This window comes from Paenibacillus sp. J31R120 (assembly GCF_056269225.1).
In genome coordinates, this window is record NZ_JBWDNN010000005.1 from 107230 (window position 1) to 129118 (window position 21889).

A 21889-nucleotide genomic window follows, 5' to 3' on the forward strand; every position below is an offset into this window, starting at 1 on the left:
CCGGCCCGCTTATTGCAGGCCGGGGCGTTGCTATTTCCCTGGCGTCTACTCTTTTCTCCGGTTTTTCACCGCGCTTGCATGCTTGATCGCAATATCGACATTAATCTGCCCGATCGCTTCTCCGTTCAACAATCTCGATTCCCAGTTATCCGCGGCGAGCCAATCTCCATAGTGATGTCGGAATAGCTGGTATTCCAAATTCATAATATCCAGCTTCCTCTTCACGCTTATTTCATAGAGATCCTGAATCTCCTTCCTGATGGCGCTCTCAGTAGCTTCGGTCAGTTGCGGATAGACGGTTAACGTATTGTCCACCCGGTTGACGACATAGCCCTTGCCGCGAACTGAAATATTGAATTTCGGATAAGCCCCGCCTTGCATCCGAGTAAGCTTGGACTTTGGATGATTGACTATTACTTGGACGGAAGGCTCCTTAGGACTCGGTACGGACACTCCCGCGCGAATCGTTTCCTTTTGCAACCAACGAAGGCCAGTCAAATCCTTAATCGGCACAAAACCCTTCAGCTCACCGTCCTTATAGAATTCCGCTCCGTCAATTATCAGCATATTCTTTTTCTGGTCATTCTGGGACCAATGTCGTTTATTCAAAGCTAATGTAGGAATACAGGATGTATACCCGGGCTCTCTAAGTTCCCTTACAAACCGGTGAAGCTTGATGGATTCAATAATGGATGTCTGGGAATAGATGCCTTCGGGCACATGCAGAATCGTATTGAGCGGAGACTGGTCATAGAACCCCTTTGTCTGCAATATCGCTTTTACAGACCCCCTTGTGCTGTACACCCATGGCGTATACCGAAACTCAGAATACCTCGTAATGCTGTCATACACCGCTTCAACCCCATGCTTTAACAGCGATTCACTGAACACTAATGCCGTCGTATGGCCCCAATATATTCTCTCCTGGGCACTTTGATAGATCTGGAACACCGCCTCTTCGAAATTGCGTCCAGATCCCTCTCCAATCCATACTCTCGCCCCCTCCTTCCTTCCTTCGGAGGTCTTCGCTTCGGACTGCATATCGATAAATTGAATATAAGTATAGATTTTCCCGTCCTGATAATCCACGCCAATCGCCGTTACATAATTTAAGTGCTCAATATTTTTTACGTCGGTATCACAGCCGGAGGCAAGCAGCAGCAACGCCAGCATGACTTTAACGAGCCAAGTTCGCCTCATGCTACTCTTCATCCTTCCTGATCTCCTTGAGCATGTCCGACGAGAAGTCGCGCCGTTTGAATGGATTGATCGTGAGCGCTGACAACCATTCCCGGAATCTAAGCGTCGCAATCGGCTCCATGAATGGAAGCCCGAACGACTCCAGCCTGCAGAAGTAGATGAAAATCGCAAAGATGGACAGAAAGAAGCCGTAAACGCCCAAATAAGCGGATACGAACAATATCCCTCCCCTGAACACACTGACGCTCCCCGACAGCGACTGGTTGACCAGCGAATAGGTTGCAACCGACGAAATGGCGATGACCACCAGCAGCGTAGGTGAAGCGAGTCCTGCCCGGATTAAGGAGTCCCCGATAATCAAACCCCCGACGATGCCGATCGTCTGTCCTACCGCCTTCGGCAGCCGGACTCCCGCTTCCCTGAGCAGCTCGAATAGAAACAGGAGCAGGAAGGTTTCCAAAAACATCGGCATCGGAACGCCTTCGCGGGAGGTCACTACGGTAGAAACGAGGGAAAACGGCATCTGATCCACATTGACCGAAGCAATCGCGATCCAGAAGCCGGGCAGGCATATGCTGAGCGCAATGCCGATAATGCGCAGGAAGCGTTGGACTACCACATTATAGAATGGAAAATGAACATCCTCCGGCGTCTTCAACAGCTCGAAAAAGTTGGCTGGACCAATCAGCACCATTGGAGATCCATCTACGATGATCGCAATCCGTCCTCTCAGCAATGCCTCGGTTACAAAATCAGGACGCCCGATGTAATCGATAAGCGGGACAAGAGAAAATGTCCGATCCGACAGCCACTGCTCCAATTGCCCGCTGCTGACAACGCTCTCCGTCCGGAACGTCTGAAGTCGCTTGCGCGCTTCGTCCACCACATTGCGGTTGGCCCTATGGTCCAAATAAATCAAGGCAACCCGCGTCTTGCTCAGACTGCCAATTACGAATTCCTCGGTAAATAGCAGACCGGTGTGCATCCGCTTGCGAATGAGCGATATATTGGTAAACAGCTCTTCTGTGAACGCGTCCTTCGGGCCTTTAATCGATATTTCGGTGTTGGATTCCTGAAGCTGGCGATGTGGCACGCTGGACAGGTGGACAAGCCAGAAATAGCGTTCTCCCTTTTTATAAATCACCAGGCTGCCCGAAAACAATCCTTCCACCATCATCGTCATCGACTGTTCCTTGTCCATCAGCGGTAATTCCCGAATGTCGCCATGATCCGCCAGATCCTCGATCGACCCCCGGCTCACAAAGTGGCACACACTCGAAAAGTATTGATTCAATTGATGTTTATCGGTCATTCCTTCGCAGTACAAGGCAACAATATCCGACTCTTCCCCAGCGCCGGGAATTTCGGGGTAATAGATGTCCATATATCGGGAGAACGCTTGCTTAAGTCCCTCCGCACTTAGCGTTCCTTGCTTGAGAGCGGCATCATATTCTGCAAACAGCTCCTTCTCCTTCCGTTCGCTGATCATGACGGCCGCCCTGCTTTCGTACGGGTGATATAAGTTAAGACGAACAGGATGAATGTAACCGCCATCCCCCAGATCAGAGCATAGTTGTAGAAGTAGTCGTGGATGACTTGCTGCATCCAAATGTCGCTGACTTGAAGCAGCGCCGGCAAGGACATAAGCAGCGCGCCGATGAACAGGATCATTTGGCGGGGCTTAGGCTTGCGGACCACCACCACTTCCGACAGCACATAGATACATACCCCCGCCCGGATAACACTGCCTGATAGCAATTGGAATGCAGCCAGAAAATCGACGTGTGAAATATATTCACCCAGCATGACGAGTCTCCATTGCTCAAAAGCCGGAAATCTCAAGTTGCTCGCCTCAATCGGACCGAAGGCCGTGATAGAGCCAATGGTTGGCCCCAGAATCAAGCCGATCAATAACGTAAGCAGAATGAAAATGGTCAAAAAGTTCAAAGGTTTATTCATTCTGTGCTGAAGCAGCAGCAGAATAATGAGGTCAAAACTGCCCCCGACGACAATCGCCCCGCCCCCGAGCTGGGCTGACAAGCCCTCCACCATAAACGGTTGCAAAATGCCGTAGTCCTTGCTGCTCATCGTCATCCAGGAGACGCCCATTCCAAGCAGCCATACAATAGGCAGCAGCATGGCGGACAGGTAGATCAGCGTTCTTAAGCCCGTTCTGGCGGCGCTGAAGGCAATGAAGATAAAGCAGACAATAATGACGATGCTTGGCGTGCTGGGCAAAAAATAAATGCTGACGTTTTTGGTCGTGTCATAAATAATCATCATGCCGGCAATGAGGAAATAAAGCAGCATGCTGCCGCCGATCAGCGCATAGCCGAACATGCCGATCTTCTTTTTCAGCCAAACGGAGAATGAATCTTGCCGCATTGACTTTAATATACGGTACAGCATGGCACTCCACGCGATCAGCACTCCATAGCCTATTGCAATGCTGACCCATGCGTCGCGCCCCGCCGTTTGAACCAGATGCGGAATAATGAGAACATGATTGGAGATGCCAACTGTCAATATCATCAAAAATACGATTTGCGTTCTTGAGAAGGAAAAGTCCATCACACATACCTCCGGCCATCATGAGTCGCACTTGGTATATTTTCCTAATCAAGTCTTTCTTATGCAGATGTTGGAATCAGTCCGCCTTCTTGTAATCCTGCCAGCGTTCTGCCCAGCGCTCCATCTCCTTCAACGCGTTCTGAAAGTCCCGCCCCTTCTCTGTTAAAGAATAATGGACCGATACCGGCACTGTCGGAATGACCTCGCGGTGCACAATTCCGCTTTGCTCCAGATGGCGAAGCACATTCGTCAACGATTGGGTCCGCACGACCGCTACCTCGCGGTGCAACTGCTGGAATCTCATTGTGCCTTTGGATAAAGCCGCAATGACGAGAAATGACCATTTTGCCCCCAGTATTTCGAGCACGGAGCAAATGCTGGGGTAGCTCTCCTCGCGCTTCGTTTCGTTCATATTCCGCGTATCCCTCACTTTACTTATGGTTAGTAAGTCTATTTCTTTGGATAATGTCCAATTCATTTGCGTACTTACATTTTTAAAGTTGACTTATTATACTACATTCAATGAGAGATGAAAGGATGAATATTCCATGAAAAAACAAACCCTTATCATTTATGTGCTTGCCCTTGGTGTGTTTCTGACCGCTACCTCCGAGCTTGTCATCTCCGGCATCTTGCCCCGAATCGCTCAAGATACACAAGTGTCTCTTGCTATAGCCGGACAGTTGATTACAGTCTACTCCTTCTCCTTCGCCATCAGCACGCCAATCCTGATCGCGCTTACGGCGCGCATGAATCGCAGAACCGTCATGGCTGGCTCGCTGGCAGCATTTGTTGCAGGCTCGCTCCTATCCGCTATGAGCTCAAGCATGATTGCAATTATGGCTGCACGCATTCTGCTTGGAGCAAGCTCGGGTGTCTATCTGGTATTAGCGCTTGGAGTCGTATCCAAGCTTGTTCCACCTGACCGGATCGGCCGTGCGGTCAGCACCATCATTCTCGGCTTCAGCAGCGCTCTTATCTTGGGCGTACCGATCGGCATTACGATTGCGGATTGGTGGAGCTGGCAAATGATATTTGTGCTGCTCGGCTTGGTCAGCCTCTTAGTTGGATTTGTTATCCTTCGACTGCTGCCCAATATCGAAGGGGATGACGCGATCCCGTTCAAGCAGCAGCTCAAGCTGCTGGGCAGCGCTGTAATTGCAACGGCCTTTCTAATCTCCTTGTTCCGTGAATTTGGCGGTTCGGTGTGGATGACTTATCTCACACCTTACCTCCAGGAACTAATGGGCCTTCGAATGGCGGATATCGCCATCGTCATGCTGGTGCTTGGAATTATAGGCGCTATCGGCTCGCGTCTCAGCGGAAGCGCCGTTGACCGATGGGGTACGAAAGCGGTTCTGAGGCTCGTTCTCGTGGCGAATGCAGCCGCACTTGCCTTGCTCCCGCTCGCTGTTTATCATCCCGTTCCCGCCTTCATGCTAATCGGAATCTTCATTATCACGCTGTTCGCCTCAGGTCCTGCTATCCAGAGTCATATGATTCAGCTCGCGCCGGGCTCCGCCAACTTGGTGCTTAGCCTGAATACTTCTATCGTACATCTCGGTCTGGCGGGCGGAGCAAGCGCCGGCGGCTTGCTGGCGAGCGAAGCAGCTACCTTCCGCTACCATCCCTGGCTCGCCTCCCTCCTCACCCTCCTCGGCCTTACAGCCGCGCTGATCAGCTTCGATTACAGCCGAAAAAAGGCCGTTCGAGCACTCACCGCCTAAGCCGGCGTTGGAGTTCGAAGCTGCAAACCGAGTTTCTCGGCTTGCAGCTTCAACTTCCGCTCGCGCACGCTCTCCAAGCCGAATTTCTCGGCTTAGAAATGTAGGCGCTGCGGGCTGCCGCTCATTCCATATCTGCACGATTCGCCCGACCCACAAAACTAACTATTAATTGTCATTTCATACATAATTAATAATTTTAGACAAATAAGAACCATTTCTGTGTGAATATTTAGTTATCATGCACATTTGTGACGGTTCCTTGCATTTTGGGTTCAAGCTTTTGACTTATTTATTCAAATGGCCCTCATATTCTTTAAAATTCCTCAATAGAATGATTCAGACGAAAGGAGGCCCTATCAAAAAGAAAGAAGCCCACCCATCTAAAGGAGGTAGTTCTATTGGTCAAAACCTTAAGATTGAACAGCTTCACTATGAAAGGCCTGATTTTGGCTGGCGGTATGATGCTGGCAGCGGTACTAAGCTTTCTCCTGTTTTCCCAGCAAGTATCCGCACACGGGTATATCGACGGGCCCGCAAGCCGCGGATATCTATGCAAAACCGGGCAGAACACAGACTGCGGCGCAATCGTGTACGAGCCGCAAAGCCTTGAAGCGCCAAAAGGCTTCCCGGCAGCCGGACCTGCAGACGGCAAAATAGCCAGTGCTGGCGGGGCTTTCCCTAAGCTTGATGAGCAATCTGCCACTCGTTGGTCGAAGGTCAACATGAATTCCGGCTCCGTCACCTTCCACTGGACGCTGACTGCCGCTCACTCGACTAGCAGCTGGAAATATTATATTACGAAAACAAACTGGAACCCGAACGCAGCATTGTCCCGCAACCAATTCGACCTGACTCCGTTCTGCTCGGTTCCTTACAGCGGTCAGCCGCCTTACTCGTATTCCAATACGTGCACCGTACCGCCTCGCACAGGTTACCATGTCATCCTGGCTGTATGGGAAGTTGCCGACACCGGTAATGCCTTCTACAACGTCATTGACGCCAACTTCGGCGGCAACCCAGGCGACACACAAGCGCCTACTGCGCCAGCCAACCTGGCTTCTCCATCCAAAACAGCAACAAGCGTGTCGCTATCCTGGAGCGCATCGACCGATAATGTCGGCGTAACAGGCTACCGCATCTACCGCGGCTCCACGCTGGCCGGCTCGGTATCCGGCTCGACCTTAAGCTACACCGCCACCGGCTTAACGGCCAATACGGCGTATACCTTCACCATTAAGGCAGTGGATGCCGCAGGCAATGAATCCGCTGCCAGCAATGCCGTCACCGTGACGACCAATACGAATACAGGTCCCGATACGCAGGCGCCGACAGCGCCGTCCGGGCTGCATGTCATGGGCAGTGCGACTTCCACGACCGTGCCTCTCATGTGGAGCGCCTCCACCGATAATGTCGGCGTAACGGGCTATCAAGTCTTCCGCGGCTCGACGCTGGTGACGACGGTGTCCGGCTCGACACTGGCCTACACGGTAACAGGCCTAAGCGCCAATACGGCTTACACCTTTACCGTCAAAGCCATCGACGGTGCCGGTAACGTCTCGGCTGCCAGCAATGCCGTATCCGTCACAACGCCGTCTGCTCCAACCACGTACCCGGCATGGAGCTCGACGGCCGTCTACTGGGGCGGAGACAAAGTAACGCATAACGGCGTCAACTACGAAGCCAAGTGGTGGACATTAGGCCAGACGCCAAGCGCAACTTCCGATGTCTGGAAGATCATTCCTTAAGCGGCTGCACTTATCACCCTAGAGCAATCCAATAAGAACAGCCCGCTCGGGCAACCCAAACAAAGACCAGCAGGGCGCTGCTTGCCCCTGCTGGTCTTTTTCAGCTTGTCTCCAAGCACACGTCATTCTCTTATCCCAAAGTTTCGCTTTATGTTGTGCTGCCATACGGCAGCTTCTCGCAGCATTCAGTTCTTTCTTTCGAGCCACGCTTTAAATCTTCATTATAATAATGCCACACACGCACTACCCGCAGCGCCCTTGCTGCATCTCGGCGCTATCCCATCCGTCAGCTTTCCCCGTCATATGCCCGCTTCAGATCTTCAATTATGATCCGGTTCATGTCAAGCATCGCATTCATTACCCGCTGCGCTCTGGCCGCATCTCCACCGCCATGCATCAGCTCGCCCAGCGACTTCGGAATGATCTGCCATGATAGTCCAAAGCGATCCTTCAGCCAGCCGCAGCGGGATTCCTCGCCGCCCTCGACCAGCTTGTCCCACAGCTCGTCAACCTCCTCCTGGGATTCACAGCTGACGAATAACGAGATAGCAGGCGTGAAGGAATAATGTGGACCTCCGTTCAAGGCCATGAACGACTGGCCTTCCAGCTGGAAGGTGCCGGTTACGACCTGATCCCCGTTGCGCACAAGCGACAGAATGGCTGAATTGGGGAATATCGATGTATAGAAGTTTATCGCTTCCTCCGCCTCTTGATTAAACCATAGAAAAGTCGTGATCTTTTGCACCAGAAACTCCTCCTCATTAATGAGCTGTAATCCATTACTTCCAAGTCTAGCACAACGGAAATTTCATGATTTCTTCTCTATTGCGAACATAAAATTATAACATAATTACCCAGATGGTTGCGCCCGTATGATATAGAGCATGCTCAGCCAATGTCTCTCCATATGTACGATCTGAAGGCCCGCTCCCTCCACCAGCTTCTCCATATTGCGTGTAAAATGACAGCCGTTCATCCGGTACAACAGCGGATTCAGTGTTTTCTGGAGCGCCGAGATGATGCCGTTGCTGCTGATGCCATGCTCCATAAGCAAAATTTGTCCGTCTCGCTTGCACCATCGCTTCATATTTTCAACAACCTGCTGAGGATTGTCATAGCTGCATAGAGACAATGTGGAGATGACCGTATCGAAGGCATGCTCTGGAAATTGAAGGCTCTCGATATCCGCTTGCAGAAAAGAAGCATCGACACGATAACGTCCCGCCGCTTCCTTCGCCTTCTCCAGCATCTTGCCGCTGAAGTCGGCAGCCGTCACCCGCACATGCGGAGGATAATAGGGAAAGTTCGCTCCCGCTCCGACCGCAAGCTCCAGCACGTCTCCCTTCGCCTGCCGAAGCAGCCCGCGCCGGAACCGCTCCTGGCTCGCATCCCCTCTTCTTCTGTCGTACATATCCGCCTGCTTGTCGAATATCCGAACGCGACGCTCCTTGTCCATTCCTCGTCATCCCCCGCCTCTTCATGCTCTTATAACTCTTCTATACGTTCCTTCTCCAAAAAAGTGTCCGCCATCCACTCTGCGAACCGCTCTTTCTCTTCGAATTGCGGATAATGGGCCGATTGTTCGAACACGATAAATTGTTTATTCGGAGCATCAAGAAGGTCGAAGTACGACTGAGCCGCATCCACGGAAGTCATATAATCATAAGCGCCCATTACAAAGTAACAAGGAATAGCAAGCTCACGCACAACTTCCGGCAAAGGATGAGCCGACTCTTCCGCCAACAGGCGGGACTGCGTCTCGGCAATACCTCTCACATAACGAAGCACATCCAGTCCGTTGTACTCCGGGTTCAGCAGAAAACCCTCGTAATAATCCCGATTGTCGTCGATCAGCCTTGCCGCTCCTCCGTACTTTCGGATCAAGCTGCGCGGCGTCATTTGCTCTCCACTCTCTATAAGCGGCCGGAGCTGCTCCAGCTTGCCGATTTCGGCTTCAGCATCAGCAGCCTTTGCCTGTTCCAGCACATAGGCGAAGCTGTCCAGCTCGCTGGCATGATGGTCTCCGACCTGGCCGATCCCGATGTAGGCGGAGAAGGACTCCGGCGATTTCGCAGCCGCCTTCATGCCAATATAAGTGCCGAAGGAATGTCCCGCCAAAATGACTCTCTCTTGGTTTAGCCGCGCCTTTACCTTCTCCGTCAGCGCAAGCAAGTCGTCCACAAGAAGATCCGTCTCCAGATCCGTAAAATCCTCAAAAAAACGATAAGACTTGCCGCTTCCACGCTGGTCATAATGGACAATGGTGAAATCCTTCTCCAGCATGTCCTGATATTTTCGCACATAGGGAATTTCCGAGCTGCCCGGACCGCCATGAACGAATATCAGAATGGGATTGTCGCGATTCTCGCCGCGAATCATGACCGTGTGCTCTGCCCCATTCACGACCATACGCTCCAGCACGCTAATGCTGTTATCGCCTTTCAATGAAGGCGTCCATGTAGGATGGAATAGGACGGCAGCAACCATGATGACCGCAATTGCCGCCCATAGCCATCGTTTCTTTAATTTCATGCTCTTCCCTGTCATCCTCAAATGCTCTCCCAGTCATGGTACAAGTGATCGTTATACTTTATTCCCCACGTTATACCAAGAGCACAGGAGCGTCAATGCAGATATGCTGCATTTTTACACTGCCCTTACGGTTTTGCACCGTTTCCCGGACTGGCCGCGATCGTCTGATGCTTGCGGCTTGATCCGAATTGAGCAAGGTAGAAGACGAGTACACCAATATGCAGCAAGGCCAATACCAAGTAGAGATTGCTGAACACCGCACTGCCGCTATCCTGATGAATGGGGTTGACCGAAGTCGTCGCCGTCCATTCCGCAATGATGCCGTACAGCCCGGAAGCCATGCCATGCGTAATGAAGCCGCACATGGAGAACAAGCCCATGCCGATCCCAGCCTGCTCCTTCGGCAGTGTGCGTGATACGGTGTTCGACATCGTAATCATCATAAAGGACTGTCCGACATTGCCCAATATAAGAATGGCAGCAATCCACCAGCCCGGAGCAGCCGCGAAGGACGACAATAAGAACAAGCAGATCATAATGAAACTGGAAGCTATCGCGTATAGAAACGCATTGCCCCTCCGGTCTGCGAGCTTGCCCGCCTTCCTGCCCAGAATGGCGGAGACGATTGCCGCAGGCACCATCACCATGCCGATCCAATAAGGAGGCAGCTCCTGAACGCGGGATAGCAGCACTGGCGTCAGGAAGTAGAACGACACGCCAATTCCGTTCACCATTACGGCCACGAGAATCATAAATGAATATTTGCGATTACGAAAAAGCTCCGGTCGGACGAACGGCTCTGCCGCGCTGCGGATTCGCCAGATGAACAGCGCGAGGAAGATAAGCCCCAGTCCAAGGAAGAACCAAGAGACATTCGTGAAACCAAATAATACAAGTCCGGCAGCCGCACCGAGCAATACGCCGCCAAGCCAGTCGAACGCCGATTTCGCACCGGTATCATCCGGCAGATAGGAACGATAAAACGGGATAAGGGCGAGCAGCGCGATCGGGAAGCTGAACAGCCATCTCCAATCCGCAAAGCTCGTCAGCAGTGCCGACAATACCGGTCCAAGCGCACTTCCCAGTGCCAGTCCCGCCGCCGCCATACCTAGAGCAGCGCCTCTTCTCTCTTGTGCAATATAGCGGATCGGGATGAGCATGGATACAGCGGGAATGGCCGCCGCGCCAACCGATTGCAGGCATCTGGCAAGCAGAGCCATGCCGAAGCTTTGAGACAGCAGGCCGATTATAGAGCCAACCGCAAATACGAGAAGCCCGAATGTGAGAATATTTTTCAGCTTGAACCTGTCCGCAAGCTTGCCATACGTTACGGTACCCACCGCATAGATCAACGAATAAGCGGCTGACATCCAGCTTACTTGCGCCAGACTCAGATTGAACTCCAGACTTAATTCAGGAAGCACGATATTGAACATCATTGCGCTCATAGACGACAGCATGAGCGTAACGAGCATCACTCGAAGCAGCTTTGCCGTATGTGCGGGGTTGATTGCAGAACTCATTGTACACCTCTCCTTAATCGAATCAGGATTTTAAACAAACTCAGCATATTGAATGCAAGTACTTACTTACATTACTTTCATAAAAAAACTAGGGAGTTAAAGCCCTAGTAAAGGTATTGACGCTTTCATCGATAAATGCATCCACTGATGACAAGCCTAGCGAGGAGCCGTCTCCTTGCAGCAAACTCATAAAAGCTCCGTGATTCATCCACATGAACGCTTTGGCCTGCAGCTCGGAATTGCAATCGGCCAGCTGACCTCGGCGCTTCATTTCATTGAAATAGTCGATTAGCAGCTCTTGCAGCTTCTGCGGGTGCTTATGCGTCGATTCCTGGAATTGCTTGATAATCGGCCTCTCCTTGAAGGCAATCTGCATCACCTTCCGATTGCGGATCATGAGCTCGTGGTATCTGCTGCTGATCGTCATTAGATCATCACGCAGACTGTACGTCAGCTTCTGCTGGAACAGCTTCTCCATCTCTTCCGCATAGTGATAATGATGGAACGCCTTCTCAAGCAAATTCAGCTTGCTGCCAAAGTGGCGGAACAGCGTCACTTCGTTCACGCCTGCGCATGCTGCGATTTCCTTGGTCGATACGCCGTTATAGCCTTGCTCCGCTACGAGGTCGATAACCGCCTTCATCAGCTTCTCTGCGGTGCTTAGTTTGCCATTAACGATAAGAACCCTCCTTCCTGCAAGAACGAAATGCAAGTGATCACTTTCATTTAACGTTATTCTACTTCCATATCCCATCATTTGCAAGCCTAAAAATCATTTGTCCACGATCCCGATCATAAAGCCGTCATAGCCTTTGCTGCCTACTGTCTGTATGGCGGTGCAAGTCATTCTCGGCTCTGACGCCAGCTTATCGAAAAACTGCCGTGTGCCGATAATCCTCGCATCCTCGTTATTCGCGTCAATCACATCGCCGTTCCGAATCACATTGTCGCCTATAATGACCGTTCCTGGACGGGAGAAGCGAAGCGCCCAATCCAGATAATGCGGGTTGTTCGGCTTATCCGCATCAATAAAGATCAGATCGAAGGGCTCCGCTTCTTCCTCCGCCAGCGCTCCCAGCTGGTCCAGCGCAAGTCCTACACGAATCTCCACGCGGTCCGCGAGTCCCGCACGCTCAATATTTCGCTTCGCTACGCTGGCATGGTGCGCTTCGTATTCCAGCGTAACCAGCTTGCCGCCTGCCGGCAGCGCTCCGGCCAGCCAGATCGTGCTGTACCCGCCAAGCGTCCCAATCTCCAGTATCCGCCTTGCTCTTTTCATTATCGCCAGCACTTGCAGCAGCTTCCCCTGCGCCGGCGATACATCGATTGCCGGCAATCCCGCTTCACGGTTGGCGGCAAGCGCTGTATCGAGCGCCTCGTCTGACGGAATCAGCTTCTCCTCCACATACTGATCGACCTTCGTCCATAACGCCTGATGATTGCTCATTCTCCCAGCTCCCTTTTACTTGAATGTCCTTCTGGCTTTATTGTAAAAGGTTTATTATCATAAATATAATATATGTTTCTGATATACTTATATATTTTGTATATGATTTTAAAGGAGAATAGCTTATGAACTTGCATGCGCTGCGCCTTTTTCACCTTATCGCCTCTACCGGGAGCGTAACCCGCGCCTCGGAGCAGCTTAGTATCAGCCAGCCCGCCATTACATCACAGGTGAAGAAGTTCGAGAAGGAGCTCTCGCTCCAGCTGCTAAGACCAGAAGGACGGGGCATCGCTTTGACCGAAGCCGGAGAGCAACTGTCCGTGCTGGCAAGCAGACTGTTTGCGGTGGAAACCCAAATCGAGCAATTCGCGCATGATTACCGCGAAGGCGCAATCGGAAGGATACGGGTTGCCGCTACCTATCTGCCCGCACACTTCCTGCTTCCAGCCTGGATCGCCAAGTACAAGCAGTCGTACGAAGGCGTCGAGATGACGATTCATACGACCGATTCCGGCGGGGCTCTCCACAGGCTGCAGCAGATGGAAGCCGATATTGCCATCTACGGCGGCATCCCGGAGGAATATCCCGATACGATTGCCACAGAGCAATTGTTCGAGGACGAGCTGTGGTTTGTAGTCGCTCCAGGGCATCGGTACGCGGAGCAGCATATCACATTAACGGAGATGATGAGAGAACCCTTCGTCATGCGCGAGACCGGGAGCTCTACACGGGAGAGACTGTTCGCTCTGTGCCGGACGCACAACGCGCCCTCGCCCAAAATCACACTGCAATTCAATGGACTTCATGAGGCGATTACAGCTGTACTTGCGGGCTATGGCGCGAACTTCGTATCCTCTCTCGTCGTTCGGGATAAGGTAGAGCGCGGGGAGCTGTGCCGGGTATATGTAGATGGCGTGCAGCCCATCAATTCCATTGCCGTATGCACCCGCCAAAACGAACCTTTATCAGCCGCAGCCTCCCGTTTTGTAGACTTGATTCGCAGCCACCCGATTCGCTCTCAGTAACACCGCTTCCGATACAGGCAACCGCTGGCTGTATCTATGCTGCGGTTTACGTCACTCCTCAGCCGCTGCCGCAAGAATAGATGAAGCAGATTACCTGCCTTTCCGCCACATTTCCGCCCTCCGCCGCTCATAGAATGATAAAAACAGCGGGAGGTACAGACTGTGAATGATCCGCGCAACAAAATCGAGCAAAGCATCGGCCAACTCGTTGATTGGCTGATTGAAGAGCAGAAGCCGGACGGTTCCTGGCGCTTCTGCTTCGAGAACGGCATTATTATGGATGCCTATGTCCTTATCCTCTTACGGCTGCTTGAATATGAAGACGAAGACTTGCTGCGCAAGCTGCATGACCGGATCGCCGGAAGCCAGCAGCCCGACGGCTGCTGGCGATTGTACCATGACGAAGAGGAAGGCAATCTCTCCGCTTCGGTCGAAGCTTATTATGCGATGCTCATATCCGGGCATAGCCATGCGAATGAGGAGCATATGCAGCGAGCCGAAGCTTATATTCTATCGCGCGGCGGCATCGGCATGGTCAAGAGCACACTCACAAAGGCCATTCTGGCGATGACGGGACAGCGGGAATGGCCGCTCTCCATCGCAACCATACCAATGGAGATCATGCTCGTCCCAAGCGAGCTGCCGCTTAGCCTCTTCTCCTTTTCCGGCTATGCCCGCGTCCACCTCGTTCCCATGCTCGTCATGGGCTCCCGGAAATTCTCGCTTCGCACCGATCGCACACCCGATTTATCGCCGCTCTATGCCCATCGAGATGCGCCGGATGAGGCTGATCTGCCCTCTCACATCGAGATGAGGAGTCAAATCCAGGCCGGCATGGGAAAGCTGATCGGGTCAGAGCGTTCCCTGCGCGATGCCGCAACCGACAAGGCGGAGGCGTTCATGCTGGAGCGGATCGAAGGCGACGGCACTCTATATAGCTACGCCACCAGCACAATTCTGATGATCTTCGCCCTGCTGGCATTGGGCTACAGCAAGGATCATCCCGTCGTAAGCAAGGCTTGCCGCGGCCTCGCCAACATGCGCTTCAATACAGAAGGCATCACAACCATTCAGAATTCTCCCTCTGAAATCTGGGACACCGCTCTGATCAGCTATGCGCTCCAGGAAGCAGGCGTCTCCCATCGTCACGATGCCATTCTGAACGCAAGCGCCTACCTGCTGTCGAAGCAGCATACGCGCAAAGGAGATTGGAGCAAGCGTAACCCGAACACGCCGCCCGGCGGCTGGGGCTTCTCCGAGACGAATACGATGAATCCGGATGTAGATGATACGACAGCTGTTCTGCGGGCCATCCAGCGGCTTGCAGTCGACGAACCCATATATGCCGAAGCGTGGCATCGCGGCTTGAAGTGGGTAACCTCCATGCAGAACAGGGATGGCGGGTGGCCCGCCTTCGAGAAGGAAACGAATAACCAGATGCTGACCTGGCTTGCTATCGAAGGGGCCAAGTCGGCGGCGATCGATCCGTCCGAAGCGGATCTGACAGGCAGGGCACTGGAATACTTAGGGAATTTTGCACAGTTTCACACGAATGAACGATGGATAAAGCGGGGGAAGGATTGGTTAATTCGGAATCAGGGGAGAAACGGCTCGTGGTACGGCAGATGGGGCGTTTGCTATCTCTACGGAACATGGTCGGCGCTCACAGGGCTGGCAGCTGCCGGTGTGCCGTCCAGCCATGAGGCCATAAAAAATGGAGCCGAGTGGCTCCTCCGCATGCAGCAATCCGATGGCGGCTGGGGCGAATCCTGCCGCAGCGACTCCAAGTCCCATTATGTCTCGATCGGCGCCAGCACCCCATCCCAGACCGCCTGGGCACTGGATGCGCTTATCGCCGTTTCGCCGGAAGCGACTCCCGCCATTAATCGCGGCATTGATCGGCTGATCGGCTTTTTGCATGAAAACAACTGGAAGACCCACTATCCGACCGGTGCCGCTTTGCCTGGCTATTTCTATGTGCGATACCATAGCTACCGGTACATCTGGCCGCTTGTTGCCCTGGCACATTATCGAAACAAATTCAGCTAATGGCCATGCGCCAGCACATTGACGAGCTTTCCGAAGGGATCGCGCACGTAGAACCGCCTGACACCCCAAGGCTCGTCAGCCGGACCGTATTCAACCGCATACCCGGCATGAACACAACGGGAATAGGCTTCGTCCACGTCATCCACTTCAATGGACAGATCAGGAACCGCCGTTCCGCTGCCTCCTTCGATGGCTACACTAATCTGAACTTGCATCTGATCTTCCGATCCATAGGTTGCAATCCACCCGTGGTCCATCAGCAGCTCAAGACCTAATACATCCCGATAGAAGCGCTGTCCGGCTTCCATTTCCGCCGTCGCTATATTCGCTACAATTCGTTTTACCTTCACATTAACACCTCAATTTTAGAAAGTACTGGTTCAGCACTCCGCTTAACCTTGCGGTTCCGCAGCCTCGGAAGAAAATTTCTCCTGGAACATCCGGGGCAAATGCTTAATTTTGTAATCGATTGTAGCCAGACTGCGCTGCATCTCCTTCAGCTGGGCTTCTACTTTGTGCCGATGCTGAACCAAGATGTCTACGCCCTTCTCCAGCACTGCGTCATTGTCCATGCAATGCTGGATGAGAGTGCGAATGTCCTTGATCGGCATGCCCGTATTTTTCAGGCAGCAGAGCAGATCAAGCCAGTCGATATCTTGTTCGTGGAACACCCGCGTGCCGTTCTGACGGTCCACGAAGGGCAGCAAGCCCTCTTTGTCGTAATAACGTATCGTGTGGATGGACAGATTGGTTTTCTGTGCGACTTGCGAGATGGTATAACTCATAGCCATCTTCTCCGTTTCGTTTAGTCATTGATGACATTATTGTTGATGCGCGGTTCCTTCGCCTTTATTTGAGACATCCTAATCGAAGGCTGTTGACATAGAGTCCACTCTAGCGTTTATCGTAGGGTTATATTCTATTATACTCAACTTTGGGAGGAATCAAGATATGAAGTACATAGACATCGCCGGAACGGATCTTCACGTATCCAACATCATTATGGGCAATATGCGGCTTAAGCAGCTTTCTGTGACAGAAGCGGAGAAGCTGATCCGCACTGCAATGGAGCAAGGAGTCAACCTGTTCGACCATGCCGATATCTACGGCGCCGGATCTTGCGAAGAGCATTTCTCCGAAGCTATCGGCATGAACGCTTCCCTGCGCGAGGGAATGGTGCTGCAGAGCAAATGCGGCATCCGCAAAGGCTTCTTCGACTTCTCCAAGGAACATATCATCGCTTCGACCGAAGGCATCTTGAAGCGGCTGAATACTGATTATCTGGACATTCTGCTGCTGCATCGTCCCGATACACTGGTCGAGCCTGAGGAAGTGGCAGAAGCATTCAACGAGCTTCACGCCAGCGGCAAGGTCCGTTACTTCGGCGTCTCCAACCATACGCCTATGCAAATTGAGCTGTTGCAGAAGCACCTGTCCCACAAGCTCATTGTGAATCAGATGCAGCTTAGCGCTACGCATACGCCGATGATTGACTCCGGCATTGCGCTGAACATGAATATCGACCAATCGGTCAACCGCGACAGCGGCGTACTGGATTATTGCCGTCTGAACGACATTACGATCCAGGCTTGGTCTCCATTCCAGAAAGCCTTCTTCGACGGCCCGTTCCTTGGCGACCTTGAGAACTATCCGGAGCTGAATCAATTGATTGATAGCCTGGCGGCCAAATACGGTGTATCCAGTACCGCCATTGCCGTCGCTTGGATCACCAGACATCCGGCCAACATTCAAGTCGTGCTGGGCACCACGAATGTTGACCGCCTGAAGGACGGCTGCCAAGGCTCCGACATTAAGCTGACCCGCGAGGAATGGTACGGCATCTATACCGCAGCTGGGCATATCCTGCCTTAATCAATACTCGATCTCTGCGCTATTCCCAGGCGGGATTCCATACCACTTCCCACAGATGGCCGTCCGGGTCCATGAAATGGCCGGAGTATCCGCCCCAGAAGGCATCATGAGCCGGGTCCGTAATCGCGGCCCCGGCATTCTCCGCTTGCTCCATGATGCGATCCACTTCTTCCCTGCTGTCTACATTATGTCCGATCGTAAGCTCGGTCGAGCTCGCTGGCGCGAGCGGCACCTTGGCTTCGTGTGCCAGCGACTTTCGCTCCCATATCGCCAGCCTTAGCCTGCCCTCCAATTCGAAAAACGCGACAGCGCCATGCTCAAATTCCGTTCCTATGATGCCTTCCGTCGGAAAGCCGAGCCCGTCTCTGTAGAATTCCAGCGAACGCTGCAAGTCATCCACACCTAATGTCAACACTGTAATCTTTGGCTTCATTCTTGACTCGACTCCTACGGGACATCTCCGTCCGCTTAAGATTTGGCCTTCATAAATTCCATCATCATCTCTTTCACCAGCAGAAGCTGCCGCTCCGGCTCAACATCCGAAGGCAGCATTAATACGTTCTTCTGATAGGCCAGCTTGCTCGCGAACAGTCCAAACGCATTCACCAGCGTAATCAGCATTTCTTCGGGAGGCAGATCGGAGCGAAGCGAGCCGTCCTGCCCGCCATCCTCGATCATCGCGGTGAAAATTGCAAAAATCTCCCTGCCCGCTATACCGTGTTTGCTGACATCGCCATACAACCCTCTTGCATGCGCCACACTCAGATGCAGATCCTCCAAAAACTTGATAAAGGAGCTTCTTCTTTCCTCCAACAGCGAAATAAAGTAGTCGAACAAGAGGCCGATTTTCTCCAGACACGTCACATCTTGCTCCGCAATACCGGCAAAGGTAATCCGAATCTCTTCCATAACGCCGTCCGCCAGAACAGTCACAAGCTGCTCCTTCGTCGGGAAATACCGGAACACCGTAGCGACGCCAATGCCCGCTTCCTTGGCGATATCGTTCATCGTAGCCCCTTCAATGCCTTTCCGAAAAAATACCGACTCCGCCGCTTGTACGATTTGCTGGTGACGGGCTTTTTTGCTTTCGTCCCTTTCTTGCTTATATCGATCCTGAGGCTTCATTGCACGTATGATCCCTTCTAACCTTGTATGTCAAAATTATAACCTCTGTGCGCCTGCGATCACAAGGAATGCAACGGGCGGCGGCGGGGAATTGTATAACGAAACGGAAAATGATATAATCGCTATCATGGTGATAGTTACTACTATCATCATTAAACTATTCTTTTGAACCATAGAGGAGGCAAACATAAAATGACTCGAATGAATGGAAAAGTAGCCATCGTAACCGGAGCAGGAAGCGGCATGGGACTGGAAGAAGCGCGCTTGCTCGCGCAAGAAGGCGCAAAGGTAGTCTTGACGGACATCAATTTTGACGCGGTACAAGCCGTGGCGAAGGGTATTCAAGAAGACGGCGGCGATGCGATTGCCATTAAGCATGATGTCGCATCAGAAGACAACTGGGTCGAAGTCGTCGCAGAGGCGGTCAGCAAGTACGGCAAAATCGATGTGCTTGTGAACAATGCAGGCATCTCCATGGCCGTCGGCCTGCTGGATACCTCCATGGATCAATGGAACAGAGTGATGAATATTAATGTGACAAGCGTATTTCTCGGCATGAAGCATGTCATTCCTCATATGATTTCAGTCGGAGGCGGTTCCATTATTAACATCTCCTCCATCGCAGGCTTGACCGGCAGCAGCGGCGCAGGGGCGTACACGGCATCCAAAGGCGCGGTGCGTATGCTGAGCAAAGCGGCGGCAGTCGATTACGGCAGCCAAAACATTCGCGTCAACTCGGTGCACCCTGGCTTTATTGCCACGCCAATGAGCAACCAATTCGTCGAAGATCCGCAAATGCTGCAATTTTTCCTGTCGCAGACAGCGCTGCCGCGTGTCGGGGAAGCTTCGGAAGTGGCGCGCGCCGTTCTCTTCCTGGCATCGAATGACGCTTCCTATGTGACAGGTGTAGAATTGCCTGTAGACGGCGGCGTAACGGCAAAGTAATTTAAGCAGACTGCCGGGCTCTTAGCCCTTGTTCATTCTAACCCTTACATCTTGCCGGCGTCAGTCTGGCTTGCAACACACAATCGCCCTCCTCTCGCATCATGCGAAAGGAGGGCGATTGTGCTGTCACGTTTATTATGTCTATGGCTATTCCGACTTTCGACGCAATCAAATGGTCAAGTCGCTTAATGGGCAGGCTTGGCCTGATCGATCCGTTTGAGATGCTTTCTGTTCAGCCCGATAAACAACACAGACAGCAGCACAAATCCGGCGCCTACAAAAAACGGAAGGCGTACGTTGAAATGCTCCGCGAGCTTGTTCGCCATGAAAGGCGATATGGCCGCTCCGATAAAACGCAAGAAGCTGTAGGCAGCCGATGAGGTGGATCGCGCTACGGGCGCGGCATCCATGACCGCTGTCGTAATGAGCGTATTGCTATTGCCCAGTATGGCTCCCGCAAAGATGACAGCCGCAATAACGACTTCCTTCGTTGAAGTATATAGTCCCATGACGGCAAGATCCAGTACAAACAGCAGCAGCATGAGGCTCATCGCTTTTATCGTACCGAGCCGTCTCTGCAGCTTGGGCGCCATGAATACGGACGTCAGGGCCAGCAGCACGCCCCAGCCCAAAAACACAAATCCCATCTCCTGCGGCTTCAACCCCATTACGAACGGCGCATATGCCATAATCGTGAAAAAGCCGACATTATAAAGAGCCGCCACAATGCCAAGCACAAGCAGCGAACGATGCTTCATCGCACGAAACGGCTCTAGCAGTGAAGCTGGCGCTGGCGGCGCTCCCGACGCAAGCGGCTTCGGCTTCGGCATCGAAGCCGTCAGCACGAGAAAGCCAAGCACCATAAGGATCGAGACACCGAAGAACGGCACTCTCCAGGAAATGGACCCAAGCGTCCCGCCCAGCAGCGGACCGACCGACAAGCCTATGCCGACTGCCGCCTCGTACAGAATGATCGCTTTGGCGGTTCCAGTGCTGGACAAGGATACCATCGCTGACAGCGCGGTAGCGACGAACAGCGCATTGCCAAGCCCCCATCCTGCGCGCAATCCGACCAGCGTCCATATATCGCCAGCGAATCCGCCCAGCACCGAGACCAAAGCGATGATCCCGATTCCCGCCAGCAGTGTCCGCTTCATGCCGAATCGTGTGGAAACGACGCCGGTAATGAGCATAGCCACAGCCATGACCGCATTGTAGCTGGTATACAGCAGGCTGACCTCGCTCGGTGAAGCCATTAGCTTCTCCGACAGCTCACGCAGAATCGGATTGACAAGACCCATCCCCATAAACGCAATAATGCTCGTAAAAAAAACAGCCCACACCGCTATCGGCTGGCCGAGAAAGCCGCTCTTCACCAAAGTGGCGTTCAGCTCCGCCGGAGCAGCTGATGATTTCGCTAATGATGACATCATTCTATCCCCTTCTAAATATAATCCGACTCATAAACTTGTATCATACAACTATTTGATTGTATAATACAATTATATGACTGTCAATGCTCGCAAGTAGCGATCCTCCCTGTTGACAATCCCCCCGTATCTATTATGATGTTCATGAACAGCAGGAAAAAGAAGGAGGCGATTTATGGTGAGCGACCGCTCATTGGAGACGATTGAATTCGAGCTGGCGGTGCTGATCCGCCGGGTCATGTCGATCAGCGCGAACAAAAAAGGAGCCAAGCTCGACAGGGCCGCCTACTTGCTTCTGCATCAAGTCTCGGCGCAAGGCTCAGCCGGCGTAAAGGCTTTGGGCGAAGAGCTTCAACTGGATATATCTACCGTCAGCCGGCAAGCCGCCGTGCTGGAGCAGAAGGGATATGTACGGAAAGTACCCGATGCACAGGACGGGAGAGCTTACTTTTATCAAATCACGGAGCTTGGCGAAGCGGATCTGCAAGACTATAGACAATCCAGACTGGCCAGCATTAACCGGCTGGTCGAGGGCTGGAATGAAGAGGAGCGGGAGCAATTCGGCCAGCTGCTCATGAAGTTCAACCAATCGCTGAAGCACCGCACCCGGCCGGATAACCATGCATAAATACGGCAAAGGCTTCCGAACTCACATTCGGAAGCCTATTTAGGTCTCTAGCTTATCCCCTAGAGGCGAC

At 52.5% G+C, this 21889-nt stretch carries 22 protein-coding genes; 7 read left to right on the top strand and 15 right to left on the bottom strand.

Annotation, left to right across the window (positions count from 1 at the left end; genetic code table 11):
* Window positions 1-45 precede the first annotated feature (45 nt).
* From AC0YNW_RS18835 to AC0YNW_RS18850, 4 genes are all read right to left on the bottom strand, one after another.
* Window positions 46-1212 carry a Ger(x)C family spore germination protein gene (locus tag AC0YNW_RS18835; protein ID WP_475833254.1) on the bottom strand — a complete coding sequence of 389 codons (1167 nt, stop codon included), beginning with the start codon at window positions 1210-1212 and terminating at the stop codon, window positions 46-48.
* Window positions 1202-2689, bottom strand: coding sequence for a spore germination protein (locus AC0YNW_RS18840; RefSeq protein WP_475833255.1), 1488 nt, complete (start codon window positions 2687-2689; stop codon window positions 1202-1204). The genes AC0YNW_RS18835 and AC0YNW_RS18840 overlap by 11 nt, the downstream gene beginning before the upstream one ends.
* Entirely contained in the window at window positions 2686-3771 is a 1086-nt protein-coding gene (locus AC0YNW_RS18845) for an endospore germination permease (RefSeq protein WP_475833256.1), read from the bottom strand. Before AC0YNW_RS18845 ends, AC0YNW_RS18840 begins: the two co-directional genes overlap by 4 nt.
* 76 nt (window positions 3772-3847) lie before the next feature.
* Window positions 3848-4183 carry a winged helix-turn-helix transcriptional regulator gene (locus tag AC0YNW_RS18850; RefSeq protein WP_475833257.1) on the bottom strand — a complete coding sequence of 112 codons (336 nt, stop codon included), beginning with the start codon at window positions 4181-4183 and terminating at the stop codon, window positions 3848-3850.
* A gap of 136 nt (window positions 4184-4319) precedes the next feature.
* Here AC0YNW_RS18850 and AC0YNW_RS18855 point away from each other — a divergent pair, with 136 nt between their 5' ends.
* Window positions 4320-5498, top strand: coding sequence for an MFS transporter (locus AC0YNW_RS18855; protein ID WP_475833258.1), 1179 nt, complete (start codon window positions 4320-4322; stop codon window positions 5496-5498).
* A gap of 431 nt (window positions 5499-5929) precedes the next feature.
* Window positions 5930-7243 (top strand): lytic polysaccharide monooxygenase, encoded by a 1314-nt coding sequence (locus AC0YNW_RS18860; RefSeq protein WP_475833548.1) that lies wholly within the window; start codon window positions 5930-5932, stop codon window positions 7241-7243.
* Between the two features lie 286 nt (window positions 7244-7529).
* On the opposite strand, the gene AC0YNW_RS18865 is transcribed toward AC0YNW_RS18860, so the two are convergent.
* The 6 genes from AC0YNW_RS18865 to AC0YNW_RS18890 form a co-directional block, all read right to left on the bottom strand.
* A complete protein-coding gene (locus AC0YNW_RS18865; protein WP_475833259.1) occupies window positions 7530-7988 on the bottom strand; it encodes a VOC family protein in 459 nt (152 codons plus the stop codon).
* 105 nt (window positions 7989-8093) lie between these two features.
* A complete protein-coding gene (locus tag AC0YNW_RS18870; RefSeq protein ID WP_475833260.1) occupies window positions 8094-8699 on the bottom strand; it encodes a class I SAM-dependent methyltransferase in 606 nt (201 codons plus the stop codon).
* 29 nt (window positions 8700-8728) lie between these two features.
* Complete coding sequence (locus AC0YNW_RS18875) at window positions 8729-9775, bottom strand: alpha/beta fold hydrolase (RefSeq protein ID WP_475833261.1); 1047 nt, start codon at window positions 9773-9775, stop codon at window positions 8729-8731.
* A 125-nt stretch (window positions 9776-9900) separates the two neighbouring features.
* Complete coding sequence (locus AC0YNW_RS18880) at window positions 9901-11298, bottom strand: MFS transporter (RefSeq protein ID WP_475833262.1); 1398 nt, start codon at window positions 11296-11298, stop codon at window positions 9901-9903.
* A gap of 88 nt (window positions 11299-11386) precedes the next feature.
* Window positions 11387-12010 (bottom strand): TetR/AcrR family transcriptional regulator, encoded by a 624-nt coding sequence (locus tag AC0YNW_RS18885; protein ID WP_475833263.1) that lies wholly within the window; start codon window positions 12008-12010, stop codon window positions 11387-11389.
* 60 nt (window positions 12011-12070) lie between these two features.
* Window positions 12071-12745 carry an O-methyltransferase gene (locus AC0YNW_RS18890; protein ID WP_475833264.1) on the bottom strand — a complete coding sequence of 225 codons (675 nt, stop codon included), beginning with the start codon at window positions 12743-12745 and terminating at the stop codon, window positions 12071-12073.
* A 125-nt stretch (window positions 12746-12870) separates the two neighbouring features.
* Here AC0YNW_RS18890 and AC0YNW_RS18895 point away from each other — a divergent pair, with 125 nt between their 5' ends.
* Both AC0YNW_RS18895 and shc read left to right on the top strand, forming a co-directional pair.
* Complete coding sequence (locus AC0YNW_RS18895; RefSeq protein WP_475833265.1) at window positions 12871-13770, top strand: LysR family transcriptional regulator; 900 nt, start codon at window positions 12871-12873, stop codon at window positions 13768-13770.
* Between the two features lie 162 nt (window positions 13771-13932).
* On the top strand, window positions 13933-15819 hold the full coding sequence (gene shc, locus AC0YNW_RS18900) for a squalene--hopene cyclase (protein ID WP_475833266.1): 1887 nt from the start codon (window positions 13933-13935) through the stop codon (window positions 15817-15819).
* Here the strand turns inward: shc and AC0YNW_RS18905 are convergent.
* Window positions 15816-16169 (bottom strand): VOC family protein, encoded by a 354-nt coding sequence (locus tag AC0YNW_RS18905; RefSeq protein WP_475833267.1) that lies wholly within the window; start codon window positions 16167-16169, stop codon window positions 15816-15818. The genes shc and AC0YNW_RS18905 overlap by 4 nt on opposite strands.
* A 42-nt stretch (window positions 16170-16211) precedes the next feature.
* The gene (locus AC0YNW_RS18910; protein ID WP_387475993.1) at window positions 16212-16604 is read right to left on the bottom strand and encodes a MerR family transcriptional regulator; all 393 of its coding nucleotides are present in this window, start codon (window positions 16602-16604) and stop codon (window positions 16212-16214) included.
* 166 nt (window positions 16605-16770) lie between these two features.
* On the opposite strand from AC0YNW_RS18910, the gene AC0YNW_RS18915 reads away from it, so the two are divergent.
* Window positions 16771-17691, top strand: a complete 921-nt coding sequence (locus tag AC0YNW_RS18915; protein WP_387475991.1) for an aldo/keto reductase — start codon at window positions 16771-16773, stop codon at window positions 17689-17691.
* A gap of 19 nt (window positions 17692-17710) precedes the next feature.
* On the opposite strand, the gene AC0YNW_RS18920 is transcribed toward AC0YNW_RS18915, so the two are convergent.
* Complete coding sequence (locus AC0YNW_RS18920) at window positions 17711-18124, bottom strand: VOC family protein (RefSeq protein ID WP_475833268.1); 414 nt, start codon at window positions 18122-18124, stop codon at window positions 17711-17713.
* Window positions 18125-18159: 35 nt separating this feature from the next.
* Window positions 18160-18816: a TetR/AcrR family transcriptional regulator gene (locus AC0YNW_RS18925; RefSeq protein ID WP_475833269.1), complete on the bottom strand. Its 657-nt coding sequence runs from the start codon at window positions 18814-18816 to the stop codon at window positions 18160-18162.
* Between the two features lie 192 nt (window positions 18817-19008).
* Between AC0YNW_RS18925 and AC0YNW_RS18930 the strand changes: the two genes are divergently transcribed.
* Complete coding sequence (locus tag AC0YNW_RS18930; protein WP_475833270.1) at window positions 19009-19761, top strand: SDR family NAD(P)-dependent oxidoreductase; 753 nt, start codon at window positions 19009-19011, stop codon at window positions 19759-19761.
* A 185-nt stretch (window positions 19762-19946) separates the two neighbouring features.
* Here the strand turns inward: AC0YNW_RS18930 and AC0YNW_RS18935 are convergent, their stop codons facing one another.
* Window positions 19947-21191 carry an MFS transporter gene (locus AC0YNW_RS18935; protein ID WP_475833549.1) on the bottom strand — a complete coding sequence of 415 codons (1245 nt, stop codon included), beginning with the start codon at window positions 21189-21191 and terminating at the stop codon, window positions 19947-19949.
* 175 nt (window positions 21192-21366) lie between these two features.
* On the opposite strand from AC0YNW_RS18935, the gene AC0YNW_RS18940 reads away from it, so the two are divergent.
* Complete coding sequence (locus AC0YNW_RS18940; RefSeq protein WP_475833271.1) at window positions 21367-21819, top strand: MarR family winged helix-turn-helix transcriptional regulator; 453 nt, start codon at window positions 21367-21369, stop codon at window positions 21817-21819.
* Window positions 21820-21889: the final 70 nt, after the last annotated feature.

Bases quoted from the DNA above. Each gene is read 5' to 3' on its own strand.
- AC0YNW_RS18940 (WP_475833271.1), top strand. From the start codon at position 21,367: ATGGTGAGCGACCGCTCATTGGAGACGATTGAATTCGAGCTGGCGGTG.
- AC0YNW_RS18845 (WP_475833256.1), bottom strand. From the start codon at position 3,771: ATGGACTTTTCCTTCTCAAGAACGCAAATCGTATTTTTGATGATATTG.
- AC0YNW_RS18860 (WP_475833548.1), top strand. From the start codon at position 5,930: ATGAAAGGCCTGATTTTGGCTGGCGGTATGATGCTGGCAGCGGTACTA.
- AC0YNW_RS18890 (WP_475833264.1), bottom strand. From the start codon at position 12,745: ATGAGCAATCATCAGGCGTTATGGACGAAGGTCGATCAGTATGTGGAG.
- AC0YNW_RS18875 (WP_475833261.1), bottom strand. From the start codon at position 9,775: ATGAAATTAAAGAAACGATGGCTATGGGCGGCAATTGCGGTCATCATG.
- AC0YNW_RS18840 (WP_475833255.1), bottom strand. From the start codon at position 2,689: ATGATCAGCGAACGGAAGGAGAAGGAGCTGTTTGCAGAATATGATGCC.
- AC0YNW_RS18850 (WP_475833257.1), bottom strand. From the start codon at position 4,183: ATGAACGAAACGAAGCGCGAGGAGAGCTACCCCAGCATTTGCTCCGTG.
- AC0YNW_RS18935 (WP_475833549.1), bottom strand. From the start codon at position 21,191: ATGTCATCATTAGCGAAATCATCAGCTGCTCCGGCGGAGCTGAACGCC.
- AC0YNW_RS18910 (WP_387475993.1), bottom strand. From the start codon at position 16,604: ATGAGTTATACCATCTCGCAAGTCGCACAGAAAACCAATCTGTCCATC.
- AC0YNW_RS18915 (WP_387475991.1), top strand. From the start codon at position 16,771: ATGAAGTACATAGACATCGCCGGAACGGATCTTCACGTATCCAACATC.
- AC0YNW_RS18895 (WP_475833265.1), top strand. From the start codon at position 12,871: ATGAACTTGCATGCGCTGCGCCTTTTTCACCTTATCGCCTCTACCGGG.
- AC0YNW_RS18925 (WP_475833269.1), bottom strand. From the start codon at position 18,816: ATGAAGCCTCAGGATCGATATAAGCAAGAAAGGGACGAAAGCAAAAAA.
- AC0YNW_RS18835 (WP_475833254.1), bottom strand. From the start codon at position 1,212: ATGAAGAGTAGCATGAGGCGAACTTGGCTCGTTAAAGTCATGCTGGCG.
- AC0YNW_RS18870 (WP_475833260.1), bottom strand. From the start codon at position 8,699: ATGGACAAGGAGCGTCGCGTTCGGATATTCGACAAGCAGGCGGATATG.
- AC0YNW_RS18880 (WP_475833262.1), bottom strand. From the start codon at position 11,298: ATGAGTTCTGCAATCAACCCCGCACATACGGCAAAGCTGCTTCGAGTG.
- AC0YNW_RS18930 (WP_475833270.1), top strand. From the start codon at position 19,009: ATGACTCGAATGAATGGAAAAGTAGCCATCGTAACCGGAGCAGGAAGC.
- AC0YNW_RS18920 (WP_475833268.1), bottom strand. From the start codon at position 18,124: ATGAAGCCAAAGATTACAGTGTTGACATTAGGTGTGGATGACTTGCAG.
- AC0YNW_RS18855 (WP_475833258.1), top strand. From the start codon at position 4,320: ATGAAAAAACAAACCCTTATCATTTATGTGCTTGCCCTTGGTGTGTTT.